A 24,677-nucleotide genomic window follows, 5' to 3' on the forward strand; every position below is an offset into this window, starting at 1 on the left:
TAAATGAATAATTCTGGAATTAAAAAAAGTCATACAAGAATACTAATCATTTTGTTACTCGTAGCCATTACAGCAGAAGGTGTTTCTATATTTAGTATGTTAGGGAAATCTCAAGAAGAACGTCGAAATAGAGAATATGAAGTCAGTTTGGTAAACGCCTTAAAGAATTCCTACCAAGGGATTGAGGAGATTAAAATTTCTAATCCAGAATACACAAGTCCTCTTGGTTCGTGGTCTTGTGATGTCGAAATTAAATTTAAAGATGAAAGAACTCTTTCATATGGAATTAATCATCATTTAAACTATAGAACCAATTATGGTGGACGTCAAGAAACAAACGAAGATTGGCAGTATTTAGAAACTCATAAAGGGCAAACTTTAAAGTCAGTGAAAATTACTTATTCTGATAGTGAGCAAGGAGAACTATGATGTATTTCCAATATACTGATGAACACTTGAATAATTTAAACCAAGATTATGCTGTTTATAGTGTGAACGAAGAGTTTTCAAGGAGAAAGGTTACTAATCGTTTTGTCAATCGCAATTATCACAGCAGGAGGTGTTTTTATGTTTAGTATGTTAGGGAAGTCTCAAGAAGAACGTCGAAATAGAGAATATGAAGTTAGTTTGGTTGAAACTTTAAAAGATAGTTATGAGGGTATTGAAGAAATTAGATTTTCTAATGCAAACTACACAAATCCGCCAGGAAGCTGGACTTGCGTAGTTGAACTATTTTTTAATGAGAGAAGCATAAAATATAAAATTAATTATTCAAAAAATGATAAACATATTTCTGATGTATCCTTAGAAAGAGAGAATAGAAAAGAGGACCGAGAATTTTTAAATAGTCACTTGGGTAAGACTAGTAAACTCACAAAAATTATTTATTCAGATGGTTCAGAAGGAGAATACTAATGGTATACACTTATACTTATAAACAACTCAATGAATTAAATCATGGAATAAATGTTTATAGTGTAAATTCTGAATATGCTGAGAGGAGTGGAGATAACAATGAGTAAAGACAGATTAAGAAAAAGCTATAAACCATTATTCGTAGTTTTACTACTCGCAACTATCACAGCAGGAGGTGTTTTTATGTTTAGTATGTTAGGGAAATCCCAAGAAGAGCGTCGAAATAGAGAGTATGAAGTTAGTTTGGTAAATGCCTTAAAGAATTCATATGAAGGGATTGAGGAGGTACATATAACAGACCCTTCATATGCATCAATTCCGTCTGATGCTTGGGGCGCAAAAGTTAAAATATTTTTCTCTGACAGCAAACAACTAAGTTATATAATCGCATTTAATAAACAAAATAACGAAATAAGAAGTAGAGATTTTCAAAATAGTTCTCGAAAAGATGATAATCAATATTTGATAAACCATCGTGGAATTACAGAAAAAAATGTAAAAGTGATTTATTCAAATGGTGAAACAGGAGAACAGTAAATGAATTTTAATTATACTGATAAACAATTTAATGAATTTAATCACGGGAAGAATGTATACAGTGTCAATGATGAATATGCAAATCGTGATGAAAATCAAACATATACTATTGTCAATAAAGAAGACGATAATCTATTGGAAAATGAAAAAAATATGATTACCACCTCTGATGGTCAAGAATTCCGTGTTGTTGCCACTAAGTCTGACCCAGTAACGGGATTTGATGGACTGGCAGTTGCACCTATTGTAAACGGCGAACCTGATTATAAAAGTATAGCTGTGATTGCTGCTGGAACGGACCTAGGAAATCCTACTATGATTGATTGGTAGATTTAAAATAATTTTTTCTTATTATAGTGTAATGTAGACAAATCTTATAGTATAATAAGAAAAAGGAGAAAAGCTTCAATGAACAATTCCAACACTAAAAAAAGTTATAAAAGTCTACTAATCGTTTTGTTAGTTGCATTCATTACTGCAGGAGGTGTTTTTATGTTTAGTATGTTAGGGAAGTCTCAGGAAGAGCGTCGAAATAGAGAGTATGAAGTTAGTTTGGTGAATGCTTTAAAGAATTCCTACCAGGGGATTGAGGGGATTAAGATTTCTAATCCAGAATACACAAACCCTCCGGGTTCGTGGTCTTGTGATGTAGAAATCAAATTTAAACATGAAGAAAAAATTAAGTATGGTGTTGGATATTCTCTAGACACTGAAGAAATAACAGATGCTTCATTGGAATGGGAGAATAGAGTAAAAGATAGACAATTTTTAAATGAAAATAAAGGTAAAACTGCTTCAAAAATTAGGATAACTTATTCTAATAATGATGAAGGAGAACAATAATGTCATTTAGTTATACAGATAAACAGCTTAATAATTTAAATAGAGATACTGCAGTTTACAGTGTGAATTCTGAGTTTGCTAGACGAAAACATAAGAAGCTTGTTGTTAGTAAATCTGATTCTGAATTAGCTAGCTACGAAACCAACACTATAACCACCTCCGATAGTCAAGAATTCCGTGTTGTTGCCACTAAGTCTGACACTGAAACAGGTTTTGATGGACTGGCAGTTGCACCTATTGTCAACGGCAAACCAGATTATAAAAATGTAGCTGTGATTGCTGCGGGAACGGATCCTGATAGTCCCGTGAATAAAACTATGTTCAGCTCACGCGACGTCAATAGTGCCATAATTGCAAGGCAAACTTATTTATCTCCACAATATAAGGTTGCTGACCAATTCGTAAAAGAGATTATGGATGATCCCAGATATGAAGTTAGTCAACTATCTGGTTATTCACAAGGATCTTATATGCTAAAAGTAGGGGCTAAATATCATATACCTACGACTACCTTTAATGCTTGGTTTAAATATGGAGCCCTTTCATTGAAAAAAAAGCATTTATTGAAAGCAACCCTTCTATGTTTATAGATTACCGTAGAAAAAATGATGACGTAGTAGTCTGGAATGATTTCAACCACCCAGAATGGTATAATACGGCCACTACAAACTCTATGCCTAGAACGATTCACTGGCTTGATGGTTCGAGTCATAAAATTGGTGACTGGGAGTTTGATCCTGCAACTGGTCAACTTGTAGATGGCAAAGGAGGAAAACCCTTAATCAGTGGCGTTTGTCGAGCATATGCCAACAGTCTCCGAGGAATGGCTCATTACAAGGACTTGAAATCAAACTGGTCATCAGGTGGCATTAGTAGCTCTGAGGAAATATACTTAGATGCAGCTCAAGATTCTATCCTATCATCATCTATGGCTACAGCAGCAAGAACTGGAGCTGATGAAGTGAGCGCCTTAGCCAAAAAAGCCAATCAGGAATTACAAGAAATTTGGTCAAAAATCGATTTTACAAGCTACACAGCATTAGCTCCCTATGAGGTTGATGCCATTTTTGCTAGCCAAGGTATTTATTACTCAAGCACAGCTTATAGATACGTTTCAGGCAGAGACAAATCAAACAGCCACTAAGATGAATGCTTCCGCCCAAGCATTTGAAAATTTGGATAAACAATTACAGGAAGTTATCGAAAAAACAGTAGCAACAGATAAGCAATTAGCCAAGGAGTTTCGACAATGGAAAGAAAAGATGTAAAATGGGAGGAAATAAAAGAGAAAGAAAGAGAACTATTTACTCTAGAAGACCAATATTATCAAGAAAAAAAGAAACTCGATAACAAGGCCCTTGATCTAGACGGACGAAATGCAAACTTAGAAAAACTAATTTCCGAAGAAGTTGATAAAATGTATCATACTTTGAGAAAATTTTCGTCAACGGCTGATGATGTTAGAGACTATTTTATAGAAATAGAAAATTTGAGACACTTTTCGAATCAAGTATACAGAGATCATAGGGTTAAACTCGAAGATGAGAGAGAAAAATACGATAACGAGTTTCGCAAAAAAAGAAATGATTTAGATGAAGAATTTCACAAACTAAGGAGAGATTATGCAAGCACCAATGAATGAATACTACACAGATGAAGAATACCAATATGCACTGAAACAAATGTATCGAATGATGGAAAGAAACCGAATCATTACGGAAGCAAAGTTAGCAATAACAGCAAAGAATAAATTAAAAGATAACTTTAATAAGGCAGCTAAGGAAATTGCTACAGAAACCAAATCAACCATTACAAGCATAAACAGCCAAATGGACACTGCAATTCAAGGTAAGGTTCGCAAGAGTCTTGAAGAAAAGATTCCGAATATATTGCTCAAGTATGATGAAATTTAACAAAGGGTTCAAGATAAATGGGGGAAAGTTAGACTTCTTTTTTAGTTTCTTATTACATCTTTCCGAAAAACTATAATTTTCTTGAAAAATATATGAGTCTATGCTATACTACTAGTAGACTTAATTATGGAGAAAATACATGAAACGTGAGATTTTACTGGAACGAATCGACAAACTAAAACAAATCATGCCCTGGTATGTTCTGGAATACTACCAATCAAAGCTTGCTGTTCCTTACAGTTTTACAACTCTGTACGAATACCTCAAGGAATACGATCGATTTTTCAGCTGGGTTTTGGAGTCTGGGATTTCAAATGCTGATAAAATGTCTGACATTCCTTTATCGGTCTTGGAAAATATGTCTAAAAAAGACATGGAATCCTTTATCCTTTATCTACGTGAACGTCCATTGCTGAATGCCAATACAACCAAACAAGGTGTCTCTCAGACGACCATTAATCGGACTTTGTCGGCACTTTCTAGTCTTTACAAGTATCTAACAGAGGAGGTTGAAAACGACCAGGGGGAGCCTTATTTCTATCGTAATGTAATGAAGAAAGTTTCAACCAAGAAAAAGAAAGAAACTCTTGCTGCCAGAGCTGAAAACATCAAGCAAAAACTCTTTCTAGGTGATGAAACAGAAGGTTTTCTAACCTATATCGACCAGGAGTACCCACAACAGCTCTCAAATCGTGCTCTCTCGTCATTCAATAAAAATAAAGAACGTGATTTAGCCATTATTGCCCTTCTCTTGGCGTCTGGTGTTCGCTTATCTGAAGCTGTTAATCTGGATATAAGAGACCTTAATCTCAAAATGATGGTCATTGATGTCACTCGAAAAGGTGGCAAACGTGACTCAGTCAATGTCGCGGCATTTGCAAAACCTTATCTTGAAAATTATCTTGCCATTCGAAATCAACGTTATAAGACGGAAAAGTCGGATACAGCACTCTTCCTGACCTTGTATCGTGGCGTTCCCAATCGTATCGATGCTTCTAGTGTTGAAAAGATGGTTGCTAAGTACTCTGAAGACTTCAAAGTCCGTGTAACTCCCCACAAACTACGCCATACCCTGGCGACTAGGCTCTATGATGTTACTAAATCGCAAGTTTTGGTCAGCCATCAGCTAGGACACGCCAGTACACAAGTCACTGACCTCTATACTCATATCGTTAACGATGAACAAAAGAATGCTTTAGACAGTTTATGAAAGTTACATATTATAAATTATGTAAATCAACTATCGCTAAAAAACGAAAGATAAAAGGAATTGATCTTTCGTTTTTTAGTTATTTAAACTCAATCCAGTAGTTACGGTGTGGCTCTATAATTACTTGTTTACCCCAAAAGGCTTGCAGATAGGCTAGATTTGCTGAGCTTATAGGTTTTTTTGAATCATTGAACTGCTCAGCACTCTCTTTAGTTAGAAAACATTTTACTGCTTCATAAGAAGTTCCATCAGCTGATTCTCTTTCGATTCCCATATACGAAATTTCGTAACCATTTTTAAGATCGTCAGTTAACAGTTTACCAATAAAGAATACTGTCTTATCTTTCATAAATTCATAAGCCTTACTATTTTCTAGTCGGTTATTCGTTGCAGCATACATAATACAAAAACTATCAACAATATCTTTCAAAGGCATTAAGTCTTCTTTGTTTACTTTGATTCCATCGGGCAGAAGACCGCCAATTATAAGATTTTGGAAATATGCTTGCTGGATTACATTATCTAAAGCCATTCCTAAAGGTATTTGAACAGCCTGGTATCCTAAAGGCTGAAGCTCTTTGTATTTCATATCATAATGTTCTTGTGTGATGCTTATATTTAAACTTTCAGTTTGATTAATTTCTTCATTTCTATAGAAAGCGACAACATTGCGGTCTAACTGTTCAAATAGATTAAGGCTTTCTACTGGAATTTCTAACATTAATGAATAACTCCTTTTCATTTTTCATCTCTATTATAATCTAATCAGCATGATTATTAAGTTTAACCCTAATAAAAGAATCCATCATAAATGGATTCTTTTTCCTTACCCCACTACTGCTTCAGCGATTTCTTCACGGCTGATACCAGCAAAGTAGCGTGTGATGTCAATAGTTTCTAGTGCCTTAAGAACATCTTCGCGTTCATATTTTACGCCACGAAGGACATCTTCTACAGCTGCAACGTCTTCGATACCAAAGAAGTCACCATAAATCTTGATATCTTGGATTTTTGATTCAATGACGTTGGCAAAAACTTCAACCTTACCACTAGTGAATTTTGTTCCACGACGGATGTTAAATTCAGGTGATTTGCCGTAGTTCCAGTCCCAAGTACCAAACTTAGTATCCTTGATGCGATTGATTTCAGCCAATTCTTCTTCTGAAAAGACGTATTCAGTCATCTCTGGGTACTCTTTTTTCATGTATTCCAAGAGCAGATCACGGAATTCTTCGACTGTGATTTTTTCTGGTAATTCATTAATAATATTGGTTACACGAGCACGGACGGATTTCACACCTTTTGACTCAAATTTGTCCTTTGAAACCTTGAGGGCGTTAGCAAGGACTGATAAATCAACGTCAAATAACAAGCAACCATGGTGCATAATACGTCCATTGATATAGGCTTGGGCATTGCCACAGAATTTTTTGCCATCAATCTCAAGGTCATTACGGCCTGTGAACTCAGCTTTAACACCTAGTTGAGCTAAGGTATTGATAACTGGAGTTGAGAAGTTCTTGAAGTCAAAGGCCTTGTTTTCATCTTCTTTTGAAATGATGGTGTAGTTGAGGTTGTTTAAATCGTGATAAACAGCTCCACCACCACTGATACGGCGGACTACCTCAATGCCATTTTCTCGAACATAATCACGGTTAATTTCTTCAATAGTATTCTGGTGACGACCAACAATGATAGAAGGTTTGTTAATCCAAAGAAGGAAGATTTGATCCTCATCTAGTAAGTGTTTAAAGGCATATTCTTCCAAGGCGATATTAAAAGCAGTGTCGTTTGAATGATTGATAATGTATTTCATGATATCCCTTTATACGATAGAGACTGGAAATAATCTTCCAGTCTAGTCTATCTTCGTTTTATTTTTTCTTAGGTGAATGGATGGCCATTCCTAGAACATCCGCAAACGCTTCGTACATCACTTCAGAGTAGGTTGGGTGTCCGTGGATAGTCTTCAGCATTTCTTCAACAGTGATTTCCATTTCGATGATACTTGACGCCTCGTTGATCAATTCTGCAGCTGCAGGACCAATGATGTGCACACCAAGGATTTCTCCGTATTTCTTATCTGCAATGACTTTTACGAAACCTTGAGCAGCATCTGATGCAATGGCACGACCGTTGGCAGCAAAGTTGAATTTACCGATGGCTACATCGTATTTCTCACGAGCTTGTTCTTCAGTCAAACCTACTGCAGCTACTTCAGGAAGAGTATAGATGGCTGCAGGAGTCAAGTTCAATTTGGCAACAGCATGGTTTCCTTTGAGGGCATTTTCAGCGGCAACTTCACCCATGCGGAAGGCCGCGTGCGCCAACATCTTAGTACCGTTGATGTCACCTGGTGCGTAGATACCTGGAACAGAAGTTTCCATATATTCGTTGACCTTGATGCGACCACGATCCAATTCAAACTCAACATCGCCAATTCCTTCAAGGTCTGGCACACGACCGATTGAAAGAAGGGCTTTGCTTGCGATGATATCGTCTTTTCCTTCAACCTTGATACGAAGTTGACCATTTTCTTCGATGATTTCTTGCAATTTTGTACCTGTCAAGATGGTCATACCTTTACGCTCAAGGATCAAGCGAAGATTCTTAGAAACTTCCTCATCCATAGCTGGAACGATACGGTCCATCATTTCGATAACAGTTACTTTTGAACCAAATGTCATGAATGCTTGGCCGAGTTCGATACCGACAACTCCACCACCGATGATTACAAGGCTTTCTGGAACTTCGTTCATTTCAAGAATATCATCACTGGTCATCACAAGTGGAGATTCCATACCAGGGACGTTAATCTTGCTGACTTTTGAACCACCAGCAAGGATGATCTTTTTAGTTTCAAGTAACTCTGAACCATTAACCAAGACATTCTTATCTTTAGTAATAGTACCAACACCCTTATGAACAGTAACTCCATAACTACGAAGGAGACCAGCAACACCACCTACCAAGGTACTGACAACTTTAGATTTAGTCTCTAAAAGTTTATCCATATCAACAGTGAAGTTTGGATTTTCGATGACGATACCACGGTTTGCTGCATGACCGATGTTTTCGATGATTTCAGCGTTGTGAAGATATGTCTTAGTTGGGATACAGCCACGGTTCAAGCAGGTTCCACCGAGTTCAGATTTTTCAACAAGGGCAACCTTACCACCGAGTTGGGCAGCTTTAATCGCTGCAACATAACCAGCAGGACCTCCACCAATCACAACGATATCAAAGGCATCATCGCTCTTACCGTCGTCGTTTGAGGCACTAGCTGCAGGTGCAGTTTTTGATTCTGGCGCAGCCGCTCCAGCTGTTGGAATATTTTCCCCTTCTTCACCAAGGTAACCGATAACTTCTGTAACCGGAACTGTTTCACCATCTCCTTTGAGGATGGCAATCAAGTATCCATCTTCTTCGGCTTCCAATTCCATGCTGACTTTGTCAGTCATGATTTCCAAAAGGATTTCTCCTTCTTTTACAAATTCTCCGACTTTCTTATTCCATTGGACGATTTGTCCTTCTGTCATATCCACGCCGGCTTTTGGCATAATTACTTCTAAGGCCATGTCTTACTTCCTTTATCTAAAACTCTAAAATAACAATAGCTAACTTAAACCAACATTGAGATTGGGTTCTCAATTAACGCTTTTAAGTCTTTCATAAACTTAGCACCAGCCATACCATCTACGACACGGTGGTCAATGGTTAATCCTAGGCTCATGATAGGGCGAATGACAATCTCACCATTGACAACTACAGGTTTTTCAACTGTTGAGCTAACCCCGAGGATAGCTGAGTTTGGTTGGTTAATAATAGGACCAAAGGACTGAACGCCAAACATTCCCAAGTTACTGATTGTGAAGGTTGAGTTTTGTAACTCACTTGGAGCCAATTTACCATCCAGAGTACGACCAATCACATCCTTAAAGGCTACTACTAACTCTGACAAGCTCATTTTTTCAGCATTGTAAACAACTGGTGTCATTAGACCGTTATCCATACCAACCGCCATCGCAAGGTTGACATAGTTATGAGTGATAATGGTCTTGCCGTCTTCTGTCAATGAAGCGTTGATGTATGGGTGTTTCATCAATGTTTTCACAACAGCGAGTGAAAGAAGGTCTGTTACAGTAGTCTTCTTACCAGTCGCTTCCATAATCGGATCAAGAACCTTCTTACGAAGGGCCAGCATTTCAGTCATATCAACTTCATAGTTGAGTGTGAAAGTTGGCGCAGTTAGGTAAGATTCAACCATACGTTGCGCGATAACCTTACGCATTGGTGTCATTGGAATACGCTCAATCTCACCATAAGGAGTGATAGTGTCTGGGACTTCTTCCACTTTTTCAATCTGAGCAGGAGACTTGATAGTATCGTTTTCGATATTTTCAGGAAGCAAGGCCAAAACGTCCTTCTTCATGATCTTGCCACGATGACCTGTTCCTTGGATTTCCTGCCAAGCAATGTTATGTTCGAGGGCAATTCGTTTTGCAAGTGGCGAAATGCGAACCACATTTGTGTCTTTATAAGTTTCCACGTCTTCTTTGTGGACACGACCGTTTGCACCTGAGCCAGAAACGTCGTAGAGGTTGATCCCTAGATCATTCGCTAACTTTCTAGCCGCAGGAGTCGCTCTTAGCTTGTCATCAGCCATGACCTCTCCAATTCTAATTATGATACTAAGGGCGTAAAAAGCGACTGAAAAATAGGAAATCGACGCCGGCTTCGATGAAGTCAAGGAGATTTATCTTTTTTCCGAGCTTTTAGCCCGTGTTCAACTCTACAAGTAACTTGGACACGAAACGCGTCTCAAGTTATTACGGTTGCCGCTATTAGGCGGTCAACCTAGTAGACTTACTAATTCATTCGTCGAATATTATCGATTCGACTCACTCATGTTGCAACTCTTTAAATCACTTGAATACAACACGTATCTCAAGTTACTAAAGTTAAAAATTCAAAGATTCTACATAATTTAATTTATGCATTTCTATTCTTTGTTATATGTCTTACGGATTGCATTTTTGATGCTTTCAACTGTTGGAATCATTGCATTTTCTAGGTTTTGCGCGTAAGGCATTGGCACATCTTCTCCGGCGCAACGGCGGATTGGTGCGTCTAGATAATCAAATGCTTCTGATTCTGAAATAATAGCTGAAATCTCTCCGATATAGCCACTTGTCTTGTGAGCATCGTTGACAAGCACCACCTTACCAGTCTTCTTCACTGAGTTAATGATGATATCCTTATCAAGCGGAACGAGGGTACGTGGGTCCACAATTTCAACTGAAATTCCCTCTTCTGCTAATTCTTCAGCAGCTTGAACCACACGACGAAGCATTTTACCATAAGTAACGACTGTTACATCTGTACCTTCACGTTTGATTTCACCAACTCCAAGTGGGATTGTGTAGTCTGGATCAACTGGCACTTCCCCTTTTTGGTTAAATTCTGACTTGTACTCAAGGATGATAACAGGGTTGTTATCACGGATAGAAGACTTGAGCAGTCCTTTCATGTCAGCAGGTGTACCTGGAGCTACAACCTTAAGTCCTGGAATGTGAGTGAACCAAGACTCTAGTGATTGCGAGTGCTGAGCCGCAGAACCAACTCCATTACCAGCTGCACAACGGACAGTCATTGGAACCTGACCTTTCCCACCAAACATATAACGTGTTTTAGCAGCTTGGTTGACGATATTGTCCATGGCAATAACCGAGAAGTCCATGAAGGTCATATCGACGATTGGACGAAGTCCTGTCATGGCTGCTCCTGCTGCTGCTCCAGAGATGGCAGCTTCAGAAATCGGACAGTCACGGATACGTTCTGGACCAAATTCTTCGAGCATTCCAACAGAAGTACCGAAGTCTCCTCCGAAGACACCGACATCTTCTCCCATCAAGAACACATTTTCATCGCGACGCATTTCCTCAGACATAGCAAGGATAATAGTGTCACGGAAGGACATTGTTTTTGTTTCCATTTTTATCTCTTTCTCCTTAGTCTGCGTAAATATCTTCAAATGCGGATTCTAGTGGTGGGAATGGGCTTTCTTCCGCAAATTTAACAGAAGATTCTACTGCTTCCTTGACTTGTGCTTGGATTTCTTCCAATTCTTCGGCACTCGCAATGTTATTTTCAACGAGGTAGTTACGAAGGTTTTCGATTGGGTCTTTTTGTTTCCACAGTTCCACTTCTTCACGCGTACGATATTTACCAGGGTCAGATGATGAGTGACCAAGCCAGCGATAGGTTACACTTTCGATCAAGACTGGGCCATTGCCACCACGAACATGATCTACAGCTTTCTTAAATCCTTCATAAACATCGATGACATTGTTTCCATCTTCGATAAACATTCCAGGAATTCCATATGCCGCACTACGTTGATGGATATGCTCCACATTAGTCATTTTCTTGATATCCGCAGAAATCCCATAACCGTTGTTAATGCAGTAGAAAATAACAGGAAGTTTCCAAATAGAAGCCATGTTCACTGCTTCGTGGAAAACACCTTCGTTGGTCGCGCCATCTCCAAAGAAGCAGACAACGATTTTACCAGTATGTTGCATTTGTTGACTGAGGGCTGCACCGACAGCGATTCCCATACCACCACCTACGATACCATTGGCACCAAGGTTACCAGCATCCAGGTCAGCGATATGCATAGAACCCCCTTTTCCTTTACAGGTTCCAGTGTATTTCCCAAGGATTTCTGCCATCATTCCATTAAGGTCAATCCCTTTGGCAATAGCCTGTCCATGTCCACGGTGATTTGAGGTAATCAGATCATCTGGATTGAGAGCCAGCATCGCTCCGACGTTAGCAGCTTCCTCTCCGACAGAAAAGTGAGTCATACCGGGAACTTTTCCCTTTTTCACTAACTGAGCGATTTTTAAGTCCATGCGACGAATTTCTTCCATCTTACGGAACATCTCTAGCAAAAGATTCTTATCTAAAGTTGACATAATCTTGCCTTTCTAACTTTGTACTTACCTTACTATTTTACCTTTTTTAGTATACACTGTCAAAGTATATGGCTAATAAAATTTCACAATATAAAAAATAAACCCCTGTTAAAACAGGGATTCTCTCTAGTTAGAACATTTTTTCACAAAGTTGTTTTTTCAGGATAATTTCTTAAAATTAGCTCAATCTTTTCATTATGGATTTCAAACGCCATTGATACAAACAACCAGAAACAATCAAGCTGGCAATCAACCCAATCCAGTAGGCAAATGCCCCTAAGTCAGTTGCTTGATCTAGTAGATATCCTAGAGGTATCGCTACTCCCCAATATCCGATTAGACCAAGATAGAAAGGAACGATAGTGTCCTTATACCCTCTTAAAATCCCCTGAAGCGGAGCCGCAAAGGTATCAGCTAACTGGAAAAAGAGACTGTAGGTTAGAAATACAGCAGTTGTTTCAATGAAGTGAGGGTCATTCCCATATAGGCCTGCTACACGATCTCTAAAAATGTAGAGAAAAGACAGGGTAAGACCTGCAAAAATAAGGGCGGTTACTCTCCCCAGACGAGCATAGGTTTTTGCATCCTCAAAACGTTTAGCCCCCACCTCGTAAGACACAACAATCGCCATAGCAGAGGAAATACTCATAGGAAAAGCGTACATAAGACTCGAAAAGTTCATAGCTGACTGGTGGCTAGCGATGATGAGCGATGAAAACTTAGCCATGATTAGTCCAACCACAGAGAAAATGGCTACTTCAGCAAAGACGGTTCCCCCGATTGGTAGACCTAGCCGAACACCTTCCTTGATTTTATCTATATTGAGTGGAATCCGTTTTTCAAGATGTAACGCTTTTAATCTTTTTTGTTTGAACAAAACAAGCAGGGAAATCCCCAATAAAACCCAATAGGCTAGCGAAGTTCCTAGCCCTGCTCCTGCACCACCAAGCTCAGGAAAACCGAATGCTCCATATATCAAGAGATAGTTAAAACCACTATTGAGCGGAAGTAATAGGAGCATGAGATACATAGATAGTTTGGTCAAACCAAGAGAATCTAACAATGACCGAATGACACTAAAAAGCAACAAGGGAATAATCCCGATAGACAGGTACCAAAGATAGGAAACTGCAACTGCCGCCACTTGAGCTTCTAGTCCGATGTTGTTTAAGACAGGTGGCGCTAAGAATACTACCATGCCAAGCAAGACCAAAGACAGTCCGAAAGCTAAGTAGATGAATTGATAAAAGTCAGATGCCACTTCTTCCTTTTTGCCCCGTCCCAGATGATGGCCTATGATGGGAACCATGGCCGAAACAATCCCTGTTAAAAAAGTAAAGAAAGGATTCCATAGACTCGTTGCAGTTGATACTCCTGCCAAGTCCATGGTATTGTACTGCCCAGTCATGGTTGTATCAACAAATGAGGCAGAATAATTGGCAAACTGATAAATCAGGATAGGGAAAAATATCTTAAGAAATAAGACAAACTTGTCTTTAAATTGATGGGTTGGATACATATACGCTCTCTATTCTTTTTGTTTACAGAGCAGAATCCCGTCTAGTTTTTGTAGACGATTTGTCCCTTACAGATGGTATATTTAACCTGCCCTTTTAAAGTTTCACCAATAAATGGTGAATTAGCTGCTTTTGAAGCAAAGTGTGAGTCTACAAGGCGATCAGCCTTGGCGTCAAAGATAGTGATATCCGCCGGACCATTTTCAGCTAAGTAGCCTGCTTCAAAGTTGTAAAGCTTGGCTGGATTAACAGTCATTTTTTCTAGCAATTCCATCAAGCTTAGCTCACCAGCTTCCACCAAATAAGTTAAACCGAGAGATAGAGAGGTTTCCAAGCCAGTCATACCAGATGGCGCTTTGGTGATATCTTCTACATTTTTCTCATCTGCATGGTGAGGCGCGTGGTCCGTTGCGATAACTGTGATAACACCTGACTTGAGACCTTCGATAACGGCACGACGGTCTGACTCCAAACGAAGTGGAGGATTCATTTTGGCATTGCTACCTTGAGTTAAAAGAAGAGCTTCTGTCTTAGAGAAATGCTGTGGCGCTACTTCTGCTGTGACCTGCGCACCTAGTCCTTGAGCAAACTCCACCACCTTGACACTTTCTTCTTTAGACAAATGCTGAATGTGAACATGGGCCTTGGTTGCATAGGCAATCATAACATCACGTGCAATCATAGCGTACTCAGCCACCCCAGTCGCTCCACAGATATGAAAATGTTCCTTAGCGATGTTTTCGTTAAATCCAAGAATCCCATTTAAACCTGGATCTTCCTCATGAAGGCTGATAAAGGTATTGAGTTTTTTGGCTTCTTCCATGGCTTCTTTGACAACTTTACTACTTTCAAGTGGAATCCCGTCATCAGAAAAACCAACAGCTCCAGCTTCTAAAAGCGACTTAAAGTCTGTCAAGTCTTGGCCATTAAAGTTCTTGGTAATAGTCGCAACTGTCTTGACATTGATTTTTTCCTTGGCAGCTGACTGAAGAACTTCTTGCAAAGTTTCTACGTCCGAAATGGTTGGACTAGTATTAGCCATCATGACAACCGTTGTAAAACCACCTGCAGCAGCAGCTAGTGCCCCAGTATGGATGTCCTCCTTGTGGGTCTGACCAGGTTCACGGAAATGAACATGAATATCAACTAGTCCAGGCGCAACTACAAGACCAGTAGCATCAAGCACCTCTGCTCCTTCTTCCTTGATTTCAGGGGCAATTTTGACAATTTTTCCATCTTGGACTAAAATATCACACACTTGATCCAAACCAGACTTAGGATCCATTACATGACCATTTTTGATTAGTAGCATCTGCTTTCTCCTTTATTCATAGAAATCAACTTGGGTATCCAATAATTTATCCCCATCATAAACAAACTTGGCTGAAAAGAAGGGTTTGTCCTCTAAAAGCCATTCAACAAAGGTGTGGTCACCCTCCCAAGTTTGCTTGCTTAAGACTTCATCATAGGGAACCCATTCTAAGGTTCCCTCATTGCAGTCAATCAAGTCACCCTCGAACTCTGTCACCTTAAAAACATAGGTGTACCAATCTAAATCTGGTGTGAATTCTGGAAAAGTGATAACACCTTTTAGAACTGGCTTGGCTTTGAGCCCTGTTTCTTCGAGGATTTCACGCGCTGCACATTCCTGTGGAGTCTCCCCTCGTTCTAGCTTACCACCCACACCAATCCATTTCCCTTCATGGACATCATTGGGCTTCTTATTTCGATGGAGCATGAGTAGTTCTTTTCCGTTATCAATGTAGCAAATCGTCGCTAACTGAGGCATCTTCTCTCCTTATCTAAGCCAATCGATTGGCTCTTGTCCTGTCTCTGTTAAGAATGTATTGGCCTTGGAAAAAGGCTGGGAACCCCAAAATCCTCTATAAACCGATAAAGGACTAGGATGGGCTGATTCGATAATTAAGTGGTGAGGATTGGTAACCAAGACCTTCTTCTTGCGTGCATAAGCGCCCCAGAGCACAAAGACTACTGGTCTGTCTAGATTATTGACCACCTGAATCACAGCATCTGTAAAAGGCTCCCATATCTGCCCAGCATGACCATTGGCCTGCCCAGCAGGAACGGTCAAGCAAGCATTGAGAAGTAAGACTCCTTGCTCAGCCCAAGCAGTTAAATCATGGGATTTCTTAACCCCGATATCATCTGACAATTCTTTCAAGATATTTTGCAAGGACGGCGGAGCTGGGATAGAGTCGGGTACAGAAAAACTCAAGCCCTGCGCCTGACCTGGTCCGTGATAGGGGTCTTGCCCTAGAATCACCACCTTCACTTCTTCAAGCGGTGTAGTCAAGAGAGCCTGAAAAACTTTTTCCTTAGGTGGATAAACAGTTCCCTGAGCATAGATCTGTTCCATAAATTGATTGATTTTCCCAAAATAACCTTCAGGTAATTGCTCCTTAATCAAAGCATGCCAAGATGAGTGTTGCATAGCCGACTCCTTCGTTTTTACTGCCTCTATTATAGCAAAAAGTGGCTATCTAAACCACTTTTTACAGTTCTTATATATACTGTTATTGACCCTATTATTTGACATTAGTATTGACAGTATCAATCAACCATTAAAAACTTTTCGATTGTATCAATAGCATAGGAAAGTTGATTATTTACAGACATCATCCGTTCAAGATTAGTGTCCATATAGTAAAGTTCAGATAAACCACCCCTAGGGAGAAAGAGCGAATAGTGGATATTCATCTTCTCTCGAGCACTTAACTCTATATGATTGCTTATGATATACTTTAACTCTTTTAACGAATTTACTTGAGCAACCACACCTTTTAACTGATACTGCTCGATGAGGTTTAGTAAATTGTCAATCTCTTCAATGACTTTAGTTTCCATATCATCCTCTCTTAGGAAAAGCACTACATAGCATCCCAACAATCTAGTAAGTCTTGGTAAGAATGGACTTCATAAGTTGGTTGGGCCTGTGTGTGATTTTCGAGGCGTTGAGGGTTGTACCAGATAGTGTCAATGTCAGCATTATTGCCACCTTGAATATCAGCTGTTAGCGAATCTCCAATCATCAGGGCCTTTTCTTTGCTAAATCCTACAATTTGCTGACCGATTTTTTCATAGAATAGTGCGTCAGGCTTTTGTGTTTGTAATTGCTCGGAGATAAAGACTTGGTTGAAATAGGGAGCCAGACCAGATTGAGCCAAACGACCTGTCTGAATAGCAGTAATGCCATTTGTCGCAGCGTACAGCTCATAATCACGCTCAATGAGACTGTCCAAAAGTTCATGAGCTCCCGAAAGGGTTTGTCCTTGCTGGGCTAAGTAAAATTGGTAACGCTGAGCAAGTAACTTACCGTCTTTTTCCTGTCCAAAATGAGCAAATAAACGAGAAAAGCGCGTGTTAACCAGTTCTTGTTTACTGATTTTCTTTTGCTCCAAGTCCTTCTAGAGAGCCTTGTTCATAGGAACGTAGTATTCTTTATAGACTTGAATATCCGCAACTCCTTCTTCCTTTAGAAGTTGCGTCAAAGCCACATCCTCAGCAGCATCAAAATCAAGAAGAGTATGGTCAAGATCGAAGAGTAGAAATTTGTAGGGCATTGAGTTTCCTTTCTGAAAATTCATTAAGAATATTATAGCATAAATGAACCTTTGATTTATTGAGTTTCAAATACTTTTTACACTCACATTTTGACCGTGCTCAAGTGTAAATCTAAAACTAGTCAGCAAAACTTCTATTAAATCTTTTCTGGAACTCGTTATGAAATAATGTGATAAATTTGTTATGTGCTCTGCGATATTATTTCCCCAAGGAGGAGTGAGTGACAAATCTTCAAAATCCCATATAACATCCTGAGGGAGAAATTTTTTCAACTCCTCTTGGATAGATACCAACTCCTCTATTCCTCTTTCAATAGATTCAAAAGAAACATCTCCCCAGTAAAGCTTATTCATTATTACTGGGTATCTACTTCCCCACTCATTATTCTCTAAGCGAACATAAATAGTCGAAAAGAATGAATTAAAAAGACTCCCTTCTCCTATAGTCCACCAATTATAACCAACCATTAACCCTACAGACATAGATATTCTCCTATTCATTTTTAATATTATTTAACGTCAACTAAAGTTTTATACTGATAGTCTCTAAAACATACATTCATTCTCCCCTACCCCAACTCCTTGGCTATTCTGCTTTTTTCAAGTTTTCCCTTGGCAATTCTTTTCCATAAAACAAGCGGGTTCAAACTATAAGATAGGCGTACAATGTAGTAATTAAGCCATTCGATAAAGGCAAAAAACTCTATCAACGTGGCTTCGAGAGTCTTCTAATCAAAATCGCCCAATAGGTTGAACCTTGAAGCAAAATAAATGTCAGTAAAGACAAAGGATAAAGAATAGAGATCAAACCATTCCAATCACCAAGCCTATTTTTCAAAAGGAAAAAACACAACCAAAAGGATAGAACGGCTGCAAGCTCTCCCAAGCAGAGGGACACCAACTCTTTTCTAACTTTCTCTTTTTATATGCTCATCATCTCACCCATCTATCTATCTATCATCCCATATCAGAAAAAAAGCTATTCGAATCATTTTCTAGTCAACATTTCTCAGAATCAAGCTATTCTAAGCGTCGAACAACTCGATCGCTTTAATATCTATGCAATTCTAAACTTAGAATTTGAATTGATATAAATTCTTTAGTACAATTCTAAGTTTATAACAGCCTTAAATTTTAATTTTAGAAGGATTCTAAAGCTAGAATGGCTCTAAAATCACGAGAACTAAGCTACTCGAAGCTTAGAAGACTTTTTTTCTAAACTTTATACGCACTTCAACTAGCTAGTCTTACAATTTTTCTGATGAGCTTTGAGTTTTTTCAGAGCCCAGTCATAGTGACTGGAGGTACTACTGACAAAGTAGGAACCTAGACTTGTCCCTCCCGTCCACTTGTAGATACCTTTGGTAAAAAGTTGGTCATTGCTAAAGCCTTCCATCAACTCTAAAACCTCTTCATGCGATTGCTCTAGTAGTATAGTCGCTTCTTCTAAAGACGTTTTCTGGTGCTTCTTCCAAATAGCGACATTCATTTCCCCATAAGTTTTCCAATTATAAGGCTCAGGTAGAAAAGGTCTTTCATGACCCTTTTGATTAGAATGTACCCAGGTCAAAAGTAACTGATGCCATTCATAGAGATGGATCAGGACATCCCGCAGATTTTTATCTCTTTTCCAGTGAGCTTCTTTTTTCTTTTGGTCTTTTAAAAAATCAAAAGGAGTCTGTAGCTCCTCTTCACTTAACTGAGAAATTAGGAGATTAAGTTTTTTATAGTTTTCCTTAGAGGCTAACACTAGCTCCTCTTTGGTTTTTGGTCTAGTCACAGGATTTCTCCCTTCATTTTCTAGTAGTTTAAGGTGTTTTCTTACTTCATTATACCATAATCAAAAAGCAGTTCTTCATTTTAAGAAAAACTGCTTCTACTAACTATTTTTTATGCTTATAGTCACTACTTTATATATAAATCTTTAAAGAGACCGTCCACTTCTGCTATTTGATAGAGCAAGTGGGCTAGTTCTTGGTAATCTTCTTTTAAACATAAAAGATGGGCTTGGCCAAATAGAGATGCCAATTCCTCTTTTAATCTTGCCCCTTCTGGATCATACGCTTTTAAGAATTTACTGAGATAGAGATTTCGAACAGCTGCAAGTTTAAAGCTAAAATACTGGTGCAGTTGTTTTTGCTCCGTATTTAAGCCGTTTTCAGCAACTGCTTTTGCATAGCATTCCAACACACCGTTTTGGCCATTCAGATATCGACGCCTCATAATCCTTGCTGTTTCCTGATAGATTTCAGTCTGACTCGGACTCTTAACCTTCTTAAAATTTCCCCACATGGAGTATTCTCCGCGCTTATAGTCAATAGCCTCTGCCTTCCATGCTTCTAGTATGTCATTAAAAGCAACCTTCATACAGGCAAAACCAGCTGGATCGTGCAAATAGAGATACCTATCATCAATGTCATACACGGTTACGAAGTGATCCACACCATAAAGGATTGTGTGATTGGGATTGTAGGTCAGATGCCCCATATCAAGAGGCCCCAGTACGACAGGTCCATTGGACAGAAATGTTTCCAACTTTCTTCTAATCTCTTCCAAATCTACTTCCGCTCCATCCTTTAGATAGAAGTCTTCATAGTCAAACCCTAGTATTTTTAAGGAATGAGAGATGGAAAGATCTGGCATTCCATTATCAAAAAACACTAGAGGGTGTTGTTCATCTTCCTTTACGATACTAGCGCCATTGCCCATTACCATGATTGCCTCTAAAAACTCTGCTTTAAAGTCATAACCATAGGCATCCAGTGCCATTGCCAATGAATAGCTATAGCAAAGCGACACATCTCCAAAATACATCTGCATATTCTTGCCTCCGTATCTTCTATGGGACTATTATACCGAGAAAACTATTCTCATGCCCCATAAAATCCAAACAAAAAATATGGGTATTTGTGATCTATGGTCATGAACTTCTACAAGAAAACTGGCTGTTTCTCTCAACAACCAGTTTTCGATTTTTAAGCTAATTCTTGACTGTTTTTCTTATGAAAGAAAAGTGAGGCGATAGCCAAAATAGCAAAGGCTAGGCCAACATACCAGTAAGGTTGATCTAAGGTCGTTGAACGACCTGATAGATTGACAATACTTCGAAAGAGCATTCCAGTTGTTAGGACTGCAACTGCCGAGTTCCACAAGTTTAGGCTGATTCGTCCTAGGTTTGGCATGATTTTCAACAACAATGCCAGAACGATGCCCCCTAGTAGAGGAACTGCAAAGAGATAGTGCATATGAAGCGAGGTCTCCCCAAAACTAAGGGACTCGTAGATACGGCTAAATGCAAAGAAGAAAATAGTGAGAAGACTATAGACAACGAGTGTCTTTTTGAGGCGTTTGTTTTTGATTTTAGTAACCAATGTAGACAATATCACTCACCGCCCTTTCTGATATCTTGCTTCCACCTGTAGTCGGTTTATTGATTACCTGACCGTTAAAGTAGAGAGTTGAGGATCCACCACCATCAAGGTTATAGGCTGTCTTCACTCCGTAAGATTTCATCACTTCTGCCATCTGGTAAAGTGATAAGCCTTTGCTTTCAGAGGTACGACCATCCGAAACGACGATGATGTAGTGATTTTCATCGATAATCCCGATAGCTGTACGAGGATTCGATGACATGGCCTGACCGACTTCTGTATTGGTATCAACAGATATTTCTCCATTCTCAACTAGAGACGGACCAAATGCCAGTAGATTGACGACACCGTCCTGAACCAACTGATCGGCTGAAACTTGGTCCTCGTAGATGATTTTAAAGGAGCCGTCCTTGTAAATAGCAAGATCGCCATTACTAGCGTCTTCACGGACACTGTCACGATAGACAACTCCATTACGTATAACATAACCAGAACTATTAGCTCCATAGTAGTCACCGTTGACAGCTAGAATAGCATTGTTTTCAGCGGCTGTTACAGAGGTTTTAGTTGTGACGTTGGTTCCATAGGAGTTTTGAGCTAGAGCTGTTTTTAGATAATCCGATGAACTGAGGGTTATATCTGCCACATAGATCTGCGTTTCATTAACAGTCTTTTCAGTGAGGGTGACACTGATATTTCCATCTGAATAGCTATTATCCGTCACCTGGGCATTTTTTGCTGCCTGACTTGCTGCTGCGGTGTTAGAGGTTGAGCCGGTATTAGATACAGTGGAAATCGTTTCAGCGAGTACAAAGGTCTTCAACATCGAATAGGTAAAGGAACTTGTCAGGAGCAAGCCCAAGACCGAGGCGTATAGATAGGGTTTCTTTAAAACTTTCATAATGGGCTACAAGTCCTTTCTTTGAAAATAAAGCGAGTTTGAATGGTCCAAGAGAGAATAAAGAGCATGATTCCGACAAGAATCTTCGCAATCAGCAAATTGACTCCAAGACCTGAATTAAAGAGACGAATCAGGATGGTGTCTAAGATAAAGAGACCAACTGCTAATCCAAAATAACCTGATCCTGTTTTAAAACTGCTCGCCTCGTTCTTAAAGACCAATTTTTTGTTGGTAGAAAAGTTAAAGATGGAGCTAGTCACACGTGCCAAACCATTTGAGAGGAGAACACGCAAACCTGTCGGAATAAAGCTAAAGTATAGAATAGAGAGAGCGTAGACCACATAATCTACGATAAAACTACTAAAAGACGAGAGCGCAAACTTTAAAATATTTTTATAAATCATCAAACCATCTCGAATAGGTCTGAAGTGAGAAGCCTCATTGTCGTTGATATAGACTGTTTCAATCGGAACTTCTAGGATTGGGTAGGCTTGGCTTGCTTCGAGGAGCATATTCATCTCGTATTCATACCGTTGTCCTTCTATCTTAAGCATAAAGGGGATCATATCCGTTGAAAAGGCACGTAATCCTGTCTGTGTATCGGATACAGCGACACCCGTTTGCAGTTTAAACAAGATACGAGTCAAGCTGTTTCCAAAACGACTACGCAAGGGAACCTTGCCAGTAAAGGCACGGACACCAAGGACAAGTGTATTAGGATTTTCATTTGATTTGGTCAAACTACGAAAGATGTCCCAGATCCTATGCTGGCCGTCTGCATCTGCTGTAACTACAGTCCCTCGCTTATTGAGAGACTGAATGTGCTCAAAAGCTGTTTTCAGAGCTTGACCTTTTCCTTGATTGACCTGGTGGTGAAGGACCGTAGCAAAATCCGCTGCTCGAGCAAAAATGTCTTGGCATTCTGCCGAACTTCCATCATCAATGACAATGATGTAAAAATCGCTCTTATTGTGAATCTTTTCAACCAATTTAATAAGATTGTAGTCAGGTTCGTAAGCTGGAATAACTAGATAGTTCATATTTACACCTCTTTCTTTGATGATTGGAAAAGTATACAGGTAAATGCTTAAAAATTCCTTATACTTAAATTAAAGTAAAATCAGATTTATTGTTTTTCTCATAAATTCGTTCAATCAAAGAAAGAAAAACTCTGTAAAAGCTATGTTCTACAGAGTTCGATTTGCATCTTTATAAATTGTCAGAAAATGTTCTAGTTCTTAATCACTGGTATCCAGAGTTCCATTTGATAGTCAGGTGACGACATATCACCTTCGGTATAGACTTCGAAGTCTGGTGAGCCTGAGTGGCGATAGCCTGTTTCAGGGAAAAAGACCTCCAAGACATATTTCCAAGCATTGTGAATGCTAGCTGGTATAGGGCCTTTGACTGGGACTATAGCATATTCAGCTTCTGCGATATCTTTGATGAACAGACCTAGTTCTTCTGCTTTAGCTTTATCCGTCACATCATAAGCAGCCATATAGTTGATGATTTCACCTTCTTTGACTTCCGAGCAGACACCGAAGGATTGGCCACTGCCTAGACTCTCTAGACTTTCCAAGCTGTGATTGTTATAGAGATTCTCCCAAGCAGACGGGCATTTGCTATTGTCAATAGCTTCCAATAGGACACCTGCAACGGTAAATGCAGGCTTCTTTTGAATCTTGATATCCATGTTCTTTCCTCCTGTAATCTTTAAGGATAATTGAAGTCTAGGAAAGACCCGATAAGGTTTTCCATTTCGAACTTCTGAGGGGGTCGCACCATGGAATTTCTTGAAGGCTGTGCTGAAGGCGTCAGCAGACTCATAGCCATATTTCAGTGCTATATCGATGACTTTCTCAGAGTCTTCCCGCAAGTCTGTCACAGCTTCTGACAACCTGCGATTGCGCAAGTATTCTGCTAATGTCATATCTGCCAGGATAGAAAATAGCCTGCTAAAGAGCGGGTAAGAATAGCCCGATAACTGCTGAAATCTTTTCATATCCACTTCTCCAGTCAGCTGCTGCTCCAAATAATCCATGGTTTGATTGAATTGATGCATCACATTCTTCTTTTCTTACCTCCACAAGATACAAAGGTCGTTAAAGGAAAATTAACGCTGGTTCTTCTGATTCTAGGTAATTTTTTCTTTTTCACATAGCTTTTAGTTCGTGTTCAATTCTATCTATATTCTAACAAATACAAGATACTTCCACCCTAGAATCTTTGTACAAGATTTAAAGGTGTAAATTCTATAACTTATCTTTTAATTTCTCAACAAAGAGATAGGCTGCAGGGCAGGTCAAAGTATTCTTAATCGTCAAATGATTAATTTGATGGATCTTTTTCCGGTCTGTATGGGGAAATTCACGACAGGCCTTGGGACGAACATCATAAATTGAGCAGAGATTGTCTCCTCCTAGAAAGGGGCAGGGCATGGATTTGAAAACCTTATCCCCGTCTTCATCTACCTGTAAAAACTCTGCTTCAAAGGCTGGTAATTTCATCTTAAAGTACTTAGCGATACGGGTGATGTCTGCCTCTTTAAAGTCTGGTCCCAAAGTCTTGCAACAGTTGGCACAGGCAGTACAATCAATCTCTGCAAAGACTTCTTGGTGAATCTGCTGCGCAATCTTATCTAAGTTTTTAGGAGGTTTTTTCTTTAGATTAGCTAACACTTTGCGGTGCTCCTTCTGCTTTTGCAGTGCTAGTTGGTGGTAATACTCAATATCAATCTCTTTAGACATAATTTCTTCCTAATACAAGTTTTTAGTCTATTATACCATAAACACTTCCTCCTTTTTGCCCCCTGAACAGAAAAAAACCCTTCGGAAAAAATCCGAAGGGCTAGAAACGGCTCTATAATATCTGTAGTGGGTAAAAACCACTATGGAAATTATGGAGCT

Annotated in this window: 30 protein-coding genes and 2 pseudogenes; 11 read left to right on the top strand and 21 right to left on the bottom strand. The window is 39.2% G+C overall.

Going from position 1 to position 24,677, the window contains the following annotated elements:
- The first annotated feature begins 3 nt into the window (after window positions 1-3).
- From Q4A91_RS03695 to xerS, 11 genes are all read left to right on the top strand, one after another.
- Window positions 4-429 (top strand): hypothetical protein, encoded by a 426-nt coding sequence (locus Q4A91_RS03695; protein ID WP_303207482.1) that lies wholly within the window; start codon window positions 4-6, stop codon window positions 427-429.
- Window positions 430-567: 138 nt separating this feature from the next.
- Window positions 568-915, top strand: a complete 348-nt coding sequence (locus tag Q4A91_RS03700; RefSeq protein WP_303207483.1) for a hypothetical protein — start codon at window positions 568-570, stop codon at window positions 913-915.
- A gap of 99 nt (window positions 916-1,014) precedes the next feature.
- Window positions 1,015-1,452 (top strand): hypothetical protein, encoded by a 438-nt coding sequence (locus tag Q4A91_RS03705; protein WP_303207484.1) that lies wholly within the window; start codon window positions 1,015-1,017, stop codon window positions 1,450-1,452.
- Complete coding sequence (locus tag Q4A91_RS03710) at window positions 1,453-1,782, top strand: hypothetical protein (protein WP_303207485.1); 330 nt, start codon at window positions 1,453-1,455, stop codon at window positions 1,780-1,782.
- A gap of 78 nt (window positions 1,783-1,860) precedes the next feature.
- A complete protein-coding gene (locus Q4A91_RS03715) occupies window positions 1,861-2,295 on the top strand; it encodes a hypothetical protein (protein ID WP_303207486.1) in 435 nt (144 codons plus the stop codon).
- The gene (locus Q4A91_RS03720) at window positions 2,295-2,885 is read left to right on the top strand and encodes a hypothetical protein (RefSeq protein WP_303207487.1); all 591 of its coding nucleotides are present in this window, start codon (window positions 2,295-2,297) and stop codon (window positions 2,883-2,885) included. Before Q4A91_RS03715 ends, Q4A91_RS03720 begins: the two co-directional genes overlap by 1 nt.
- On the top strand, window positions 2,876-3,439 hold the full coding sequence (locus Q4A91_RS03725; protein WP_303207489.1) for a hypothetical protein: 564 nt from the start codon (window positions 2,876-2,878) through the stop codon (window positions 3,437-3,439). The genes Q4A91_RS03720 and Q4A91_RS03725 overlap by 10 nt, the downstream gene beginning before the upstream one ends.
- Window position 3,440: 1 nt before the next feature.
- Window positions 3,441-3,563, top strand: coding sequence for a hypothetical protein (locus tag Q4A91_RS03730; protein WP_303207490.1), 123 nt, complete (start codon window positions 3,441-3,443; stop codon window positions 3,561-3,563).
- Window positions 3,545-3,937, top strand: a complete 393-nt coding sequence (locus tag Q4A91_RS03735; RefSeq protein WP_303207491.1) for a hypothetical protein — start codon at window positions 3,545-3,547, stop codon at window positions 3,935-3,937. The genes Q4A91_RS03730 and Q4A91_RS03735 overlap by 19 nt, the downstream gene beginning before the upstream one ends.
- Complete coding sequence (locus tag Q4A91_RS03740) at window positions 3,918-4,208, top strand: hypothetical protein (protein WP_303207492.1); 291 nt, start codon at window positions 3,918-3,920, stop codon at window positions 4,206-4,208. Before Q4A91_RS03735 ends, Q4A91_RS03740 begins: the two co-directional genes overlap by 20 nt.
- Before the next feature lie 139 nt (window positions 4,209-4,347).
- A complete protein-coding gene (gene xerS, locus Q4A91_RS03745; protein ID WP_303207493.1) occupies window positions 4,348-5,418 on the top strand; it encodes a tyrosine recombinase XerS in 1,071 nt (356 codons plus the stop codon).
- Window positions 5,419-5,497: 79 nt separating this feature from the next.
- Here the strand turns inward: xerS and Q4A91_RS03750 are convergent, their stop codons facing one another.
- The 21 genes and pseudogenes from Q4A91_RS03750 to Q4A91_RS03850 all read right to left on the bottom strand — a co-directional run bounded on the left by Q4A91_RS03750 (window position 5,498) and on the right by Q4A91_RS03850 (window position 24,518).
- Window positions 5,498-6,139, bottom strand: a complete 642-nt coding sequence (locus Q4A91_RS03750; protein WP_303207494.1) for a hypothetical protein — start codon at window positions 6,137-6,139, stop codon at window positions 5,498-5,500.
- Between the two features lie 105 nt (window positions 6,140-6,244).
- Window positions 6,245-7,234 (bottom strand): lipoate--protein ligase, encoded by a 990-nt coding sequence (locus Q4A91_RS03755; protein WP_303207495.1) that lies wholly within the window; start codon window positions 7,232-7,234, stop codon window positions 6,245-6,247.
- A 58-nt stretch (window positions 7,235-7,292) separates the two neighbouring features.
- Window positions 7,293-8,996: a dihydrolipoyl dehydrogenase gene (gene lpdA / locus Q4A91_RS03760; protein ID WP_303207496.1), complete on the bottom strand. Its 1,704-nt coding sequence runs from the start codon at window positions 8,994-8,996 to the stop codon at window positions 7,293-7,295.
- Window positions 8,997-9,040: 44 nt separating this feature from the next.
- Window positions 9,041-10,084, bottom strand: coding sequence for a dihydrolipoamide acetyltransferase (locus tag Q4A91_RS03765; protein ID WP_303207497.1), 1,044 nt, complete (start codon window positions 10,082-10,084; stop codon window positions 9,041-9,043).
- Between the two features lie 336 nt (window positions 10,085-10,420).
- Window positions 10,421-11,413, bottom strand: coding sequence for an alpha-ketoacid dehydrogenase subunit beta (locus Q4A91_RS03770; protein WP_084859914.1), 993 nt, complete (start codon window positions 11,411-11,413; stop codon window positions 10,421-10,423).
- Window positions 11,414-11,429: 16 nt separating this feature from the next.
- A complete protein-coding gene (locus Q4A91_RS03775; RefSeq protein WP_303207498.1) occupies window positions 11,430-12,398 on the bottom strand; it encodes a thiamine pyrophosphate-dependent dehydrogenase E1 component subunit alpha in 969 nt (322 codons plus the stop codon).
- A gap of 178 nt (window positions 12,399-12,576) precedes the next feature.
- Window positions 12,577-13,917, bottom strand: coding sequence for an MATE family efflux transporter (locus Q4A91_RS03780; RefSeq protein ID WP_303207499.1), 1,341 nt, complete (start codon window positions 13,915-13,917; stop codon window positions 12,577-12,579).
- A 41-nt stretch (window positions 13,918-13,958) separates the two neighbouring features.
- A complete protein-coding gene (locus Q4A91_RS03785) occupies window positions 13,959-15,227 on the bottom strand; it encodes a dihydroorotase (protein ID WP_303207500.1) in 1,269 nt (422 codons plus the stop codon).
- A 12-nt stretch (window positions 15,228-15,239) separates the two neighbouring features.
- A complete protein-coding gene (locus Q4A91_RS03790) occupies window positions 15,240-15,704 on the bottom strand; it encodes an 8-oxo-dGTP diphosphatase (RefSeq protein ID WP_303207501.1) in 465 nt (154 codons plus the stop codon).
- Between the two features lie 9 nt (window positions 15,705-15,713).
- Window positions 15,714-16,367, bottom strand: coding sequence for a uracil-DNA glycosylase (locus Q4A91_RS03795; protein ID WP_303207502.1), 654 nt, complete (start codon window positions 16,365-16,367; stop codon window positions 15,714-15,716).
- A gap of 119 nt (window positions 16,368-16,486) precedes the next feature.
- On the bottom strand, window positions 16,487-16,780 hold the full coding sequence (locus tag Q4A91_RS03800) for a hypothetical protein (RefSeq protein WP_303207503.1): 294 nt from the start codon (window positions 16,778-16,780) through the stop codon (window positions 16,487-16,489).
- Window positions 16,781-16,803: 23 nt separating this feature from the next.
- Window positions 16,804-17,496 (bottom strand): annotated as a pseudogene (locus Q4A91_RS03805) (YjjG family noncanonical pyrimidine nucleotidase).
- A gap of 66 nt (window positions 17,497-17,562) precedes the next feature.
- Window positions 17,563-17,979 carry an Imm70 family immunity protein gene (locus Q4A91_RS03810; RefSeq protein WP_303207504.1) on the bottom strand — a complete coding sequence of 139 codons (417 nt, stop codon included), beginning with the start codon at window positions 17,977-17,979 and terminating at the stop codon, window positions 17,563-17,565.
- A gap of 86 nt (window positions 17,980-18,065) precedes the next feature.
- Window positions 18,066-18,397 (bottom strand): annotated as a pseudogene (locus Q4A91_RS03815) (hypothetical protein).
- 336 nt (window positions 18,398-18,733) lie between these two features.
- Window positions 18,734-19,276, bottom strand: a complete 543-nt coding sequence (locus tag Q4A91_RS03820; RefSeq protein ID WP_303207505.1) for a ClbS/DfsB family four-helix bundle protein — start codon at window positions 19,274-19,276, stop codon at window positions 18,734-18,736.
- A gap of 125 nt (window positions 19,277-19,401) precedes the next feature.
- On the bottom strand, window positions 19,402-20,316 hold the full coding sequence (locus Q4A91_RS03825) for a peptidase (protein WP_303207506.1): 915 nt from the start codon (window positions 20,314-20,316) through the stop codon (window positions 19,402-19,404).
- A 155-nt stretch (window positions 20,317-20,471) separates the two neighbouring features.
- Entirely contained in the window at window positions 20,472-20,882 is a 411-nt protein-coding gene (locus tag Q4A91_RS03830; protein WP_303207508.1) for a hypothetical protein, read from the bottom strand.
- Complete coding sequence (locus tag Q4A91_RS03835) at window positions 20,857-21,768, bottom strand: phosphodiester glycosidase family protein (protein WP_303207510.1); 912 nt, start codon at window positions 21,766-21,768, stop codon at window positions 20,857-20,859. The genes Q4A91_RS03830 and Q4A91_RS03835 overlap by 26 nt, the downstream gene beginning before the upstream one ends.
- A complete protein-coding gene (locus Q4A91_RS03840; RefSeq protein WP_303207511.1) occupies window positions 21,765-22,808 on the bottom strand; it encodes a bifunctional glycosyltransferase family 2/GtrA family protein in 1,044 nt (347 codons plus the stop codon). The genes Q4A91_RS03835 and Q4A91_RS03840 overlap by 4 nt, the downstream gene beginning before the upstream one ends.
- Window positions 22,809-22,999: 191 nt before the next feature.
- Complete coding sequence (locus Q4A91_RS03845; RefSeq protein WP_303207512.1) at window positions 23,000-23,836, bottom strand: AraC family transcriptional regulator; 837 nt, start codon at window positions 23,834-23,836, stop codon at window positions 23,000-23,002.
- Window positions 23,837-24,023: 187 nt separating this feature from the next.
- Complete coding sequence (locus Q4A91_RS03850; RefSeq protein ID WP_000031476.1) at window positions 24,024-24,518, bottom strand: YkgJ family cysteine cluster protein; 495 nt, start codon at window positions 24,516-24,518, stop codon at window positions 24,024-24,026.
- Window positions 24,519-24,677 lie beyond the last annotated feature (159 nt).

It is taken from the genome of Streptococcus sp. (assembly GCF_030528045.1).
Classification (GTDB): domain Bacteria; phylum Bacillota; class Bacilli; order Lactobacillales; family Streptococcaceae; genus Streptococcus.

Excerpts from the sequence above, each read along its gene's own strand:
- Q4A91_RS03695 (WP_303207482.1), top strand. The coding sequence starts at position 4 with ATGAATAATTCTGGAATTAAAAAAAGTCATACAAGAATACTAATCATT.
- Q4A91_RS03700 (WP_303207483.1), top strand. The coding sequence starts at position 568 with ATGTTTAGTATGTTAGGGAAGTCTCAAGAAGAACGTCGAAATAGAGAA.
- Q4A91_RS03705 (WP_303207484.1), top strand. The coding sequence starts at position 1,015 with ATGAGTAAAGACAGATTAAGAAAAAGCTATAAACCATTATTCGTAGTT.
- Q4A91_RS03710 (WP_303207485.1), top strand. The coding sequence starts at position 1,453 with ATGAATTTTAATTATACTGATAAACAATTTAATGAATTTAATCACGGG.
- Q4A91_RS03715 (WP_303207486.1), top strand. The coding sequence starts at position 1,861 with ATGAACAATTCCAACACTAAAAAAAGTTATAAAAGTCTACTAATCGTT.
- Q4A91_RS03720 (WP_303207487.1), top strand. The coding sequence starts at position 2,295 with ATGTCATTTAGTTATACAGATAAACAGCTTAATAATTTAAATAGAGAT.
- Q4A91_RS03725 (WP_303207489.1), top strand. The coding sequence starts at position 2,876 with ATGTTTATAGATTACCGTAGAAAAAATGATGACGTAGTAGTCTGGAAT.
- Q4A91_RS03730 (WP_303207490.1), top strand. The coding sequence starts at position 3,441 with ATGAATGCTTCCGCCCAAGCATTTGAAAATTTGGATAAACAATTACAG.
- Q4A91_RS03735 (WP_303207491.1), top strand. The coding sequence starts at position 3,545 with ATGGAAAGAAAAGATGTAAAATGGGAGGAAATAAAAGAGAAAGAAAGA.
- Q4A91_RS03740 (WP_303207492.1), top strand. The coding sequence starts at position 3,918 with ATGCAAGCACCAATGAATGAATACTACACAGATGAAGAATACCAATAT.
- xerS (WP_303207493.1), top strand. The coding sequence starts at position 4,348 with ATGAAACGTGAGATTTTACTGGAACGAATCGACAAACTAAAACAAATC.
- Q4A91_RS03750 (WP_303207494.1), bottom strand. The coding sequence starts at position 6,139 with ATGTTAGAAATTCCAGTAGAAAGCCTTAATCTATTTGAACAGTTAGAC.
- Q4A91_RS03755 (WP_303207495.1), bottom strand. The coding sequence starts at position 7,234 with ATGAAATACATTATCAATCATTCAAACGACACTGCTTTTAATATCGCC.
- lpdA (WP_303207496.1), bottom strand. The coding sequence starts at position 8,996 with ATGGCCTTAGAAGTAATTATGCCAAAAGCCGGCGTGGATATGACAGAA.
- Q4A91_RS03765 (WP_303207497.1), bottom strand. The coding sequence starts at position 10,084 with ATGGCTGATGACAAGCTAAGAGCGACTCCTGCGGCTAGAAAGTTAGCG.
- Q4A91_RS03770 (WP_084859914.1), bottom strand. The coding sequence starts at position 11,413 with ATGGAAACAAAAACAATGTCCTTCCGTGACACTATTATCCTTGCTATG.
- Q4A91_RS03775 (WP_303207498.1), bottom strand. The coding sequence starts at position 12,398 with ATGTCAACTTTAGATAAGAATCTTTTGCTAGAGATGTTCCGTAAGATG.
- Q4A91_RS03780 (WP_303207499.1), bottom strand. The coding sequence starts at position 13,917 with ATGTATCCAACCCATCAATTTAAAGACAAGTTTGTCTTATTTCTTAAG.
- Q4A91_RS03785 (WP_303207500.1), bottom strand. The coding sequence starts at position 15,227 with ATGCTACTAATCAAAAATGGTCATGTAATGGATCCTAAGTCTGGTTTG.
- Q4A91_RS03790 (WP_303207501.1), bottom strand. The coding sequence starts at position 15,704 with ATGCCTCAGTTAGCGACGATTTGCTACATTGATAACGGAAAAGAACTA.
- Q4A91_RS03795 (WP_303207502.1), bottom strand. The coding sequence starts at position 16,367 with ATGCAACACTCATCTTGGCATGCTTTGATTAAGGAGCAATTACCTGAA.
- Q4A91_RS03800 (WP_303207503.1), bottom strand. The coding sequence starts at position 16,780 with ATGGAAACTAAAGTCATTGAAGAGATTGACAATTTACTAAACCTCATC.
- Q4A91_RS03810 (WP_303207504.1), bottom strand. The coding sequence starts at position 17,979 with ATGTCTGTAGGGTTAATGGTTGGTTATAATTGGTGGACTATAGGAGAA.
- Q4A91_RS03825 (WP_303207506.1), bottom strand. The coding sequence starts at position 20,316 with ATGCAGATGTATTTTGGAGATGTGTCGCTTTGCTATAGCTATTCATTG.
- Q4A91_RS03835 (WP_303207510.1), bottom strand. The coding sequence starts at position 21,768 with ATGAAAGTTTTAAAGAAACCCTATCTATACGCCTCGGTCTTGGGCTTG.
- Q4A91_RS03840 (WP_303207511.1), bottom strand. The coding sequence starts at position 22,808 with ATGAACTATCTAGTTATTCCAGCTTACGAACCTGACTACAATCTTATT.
- Q4A91_RS03850 (WP_000031476.1), bottom strand. The coding sequence starts at position 24,518 with ATGTCTAAAGAGATTGATATTGAGTATTACCACCAACTAGCACTGCAA.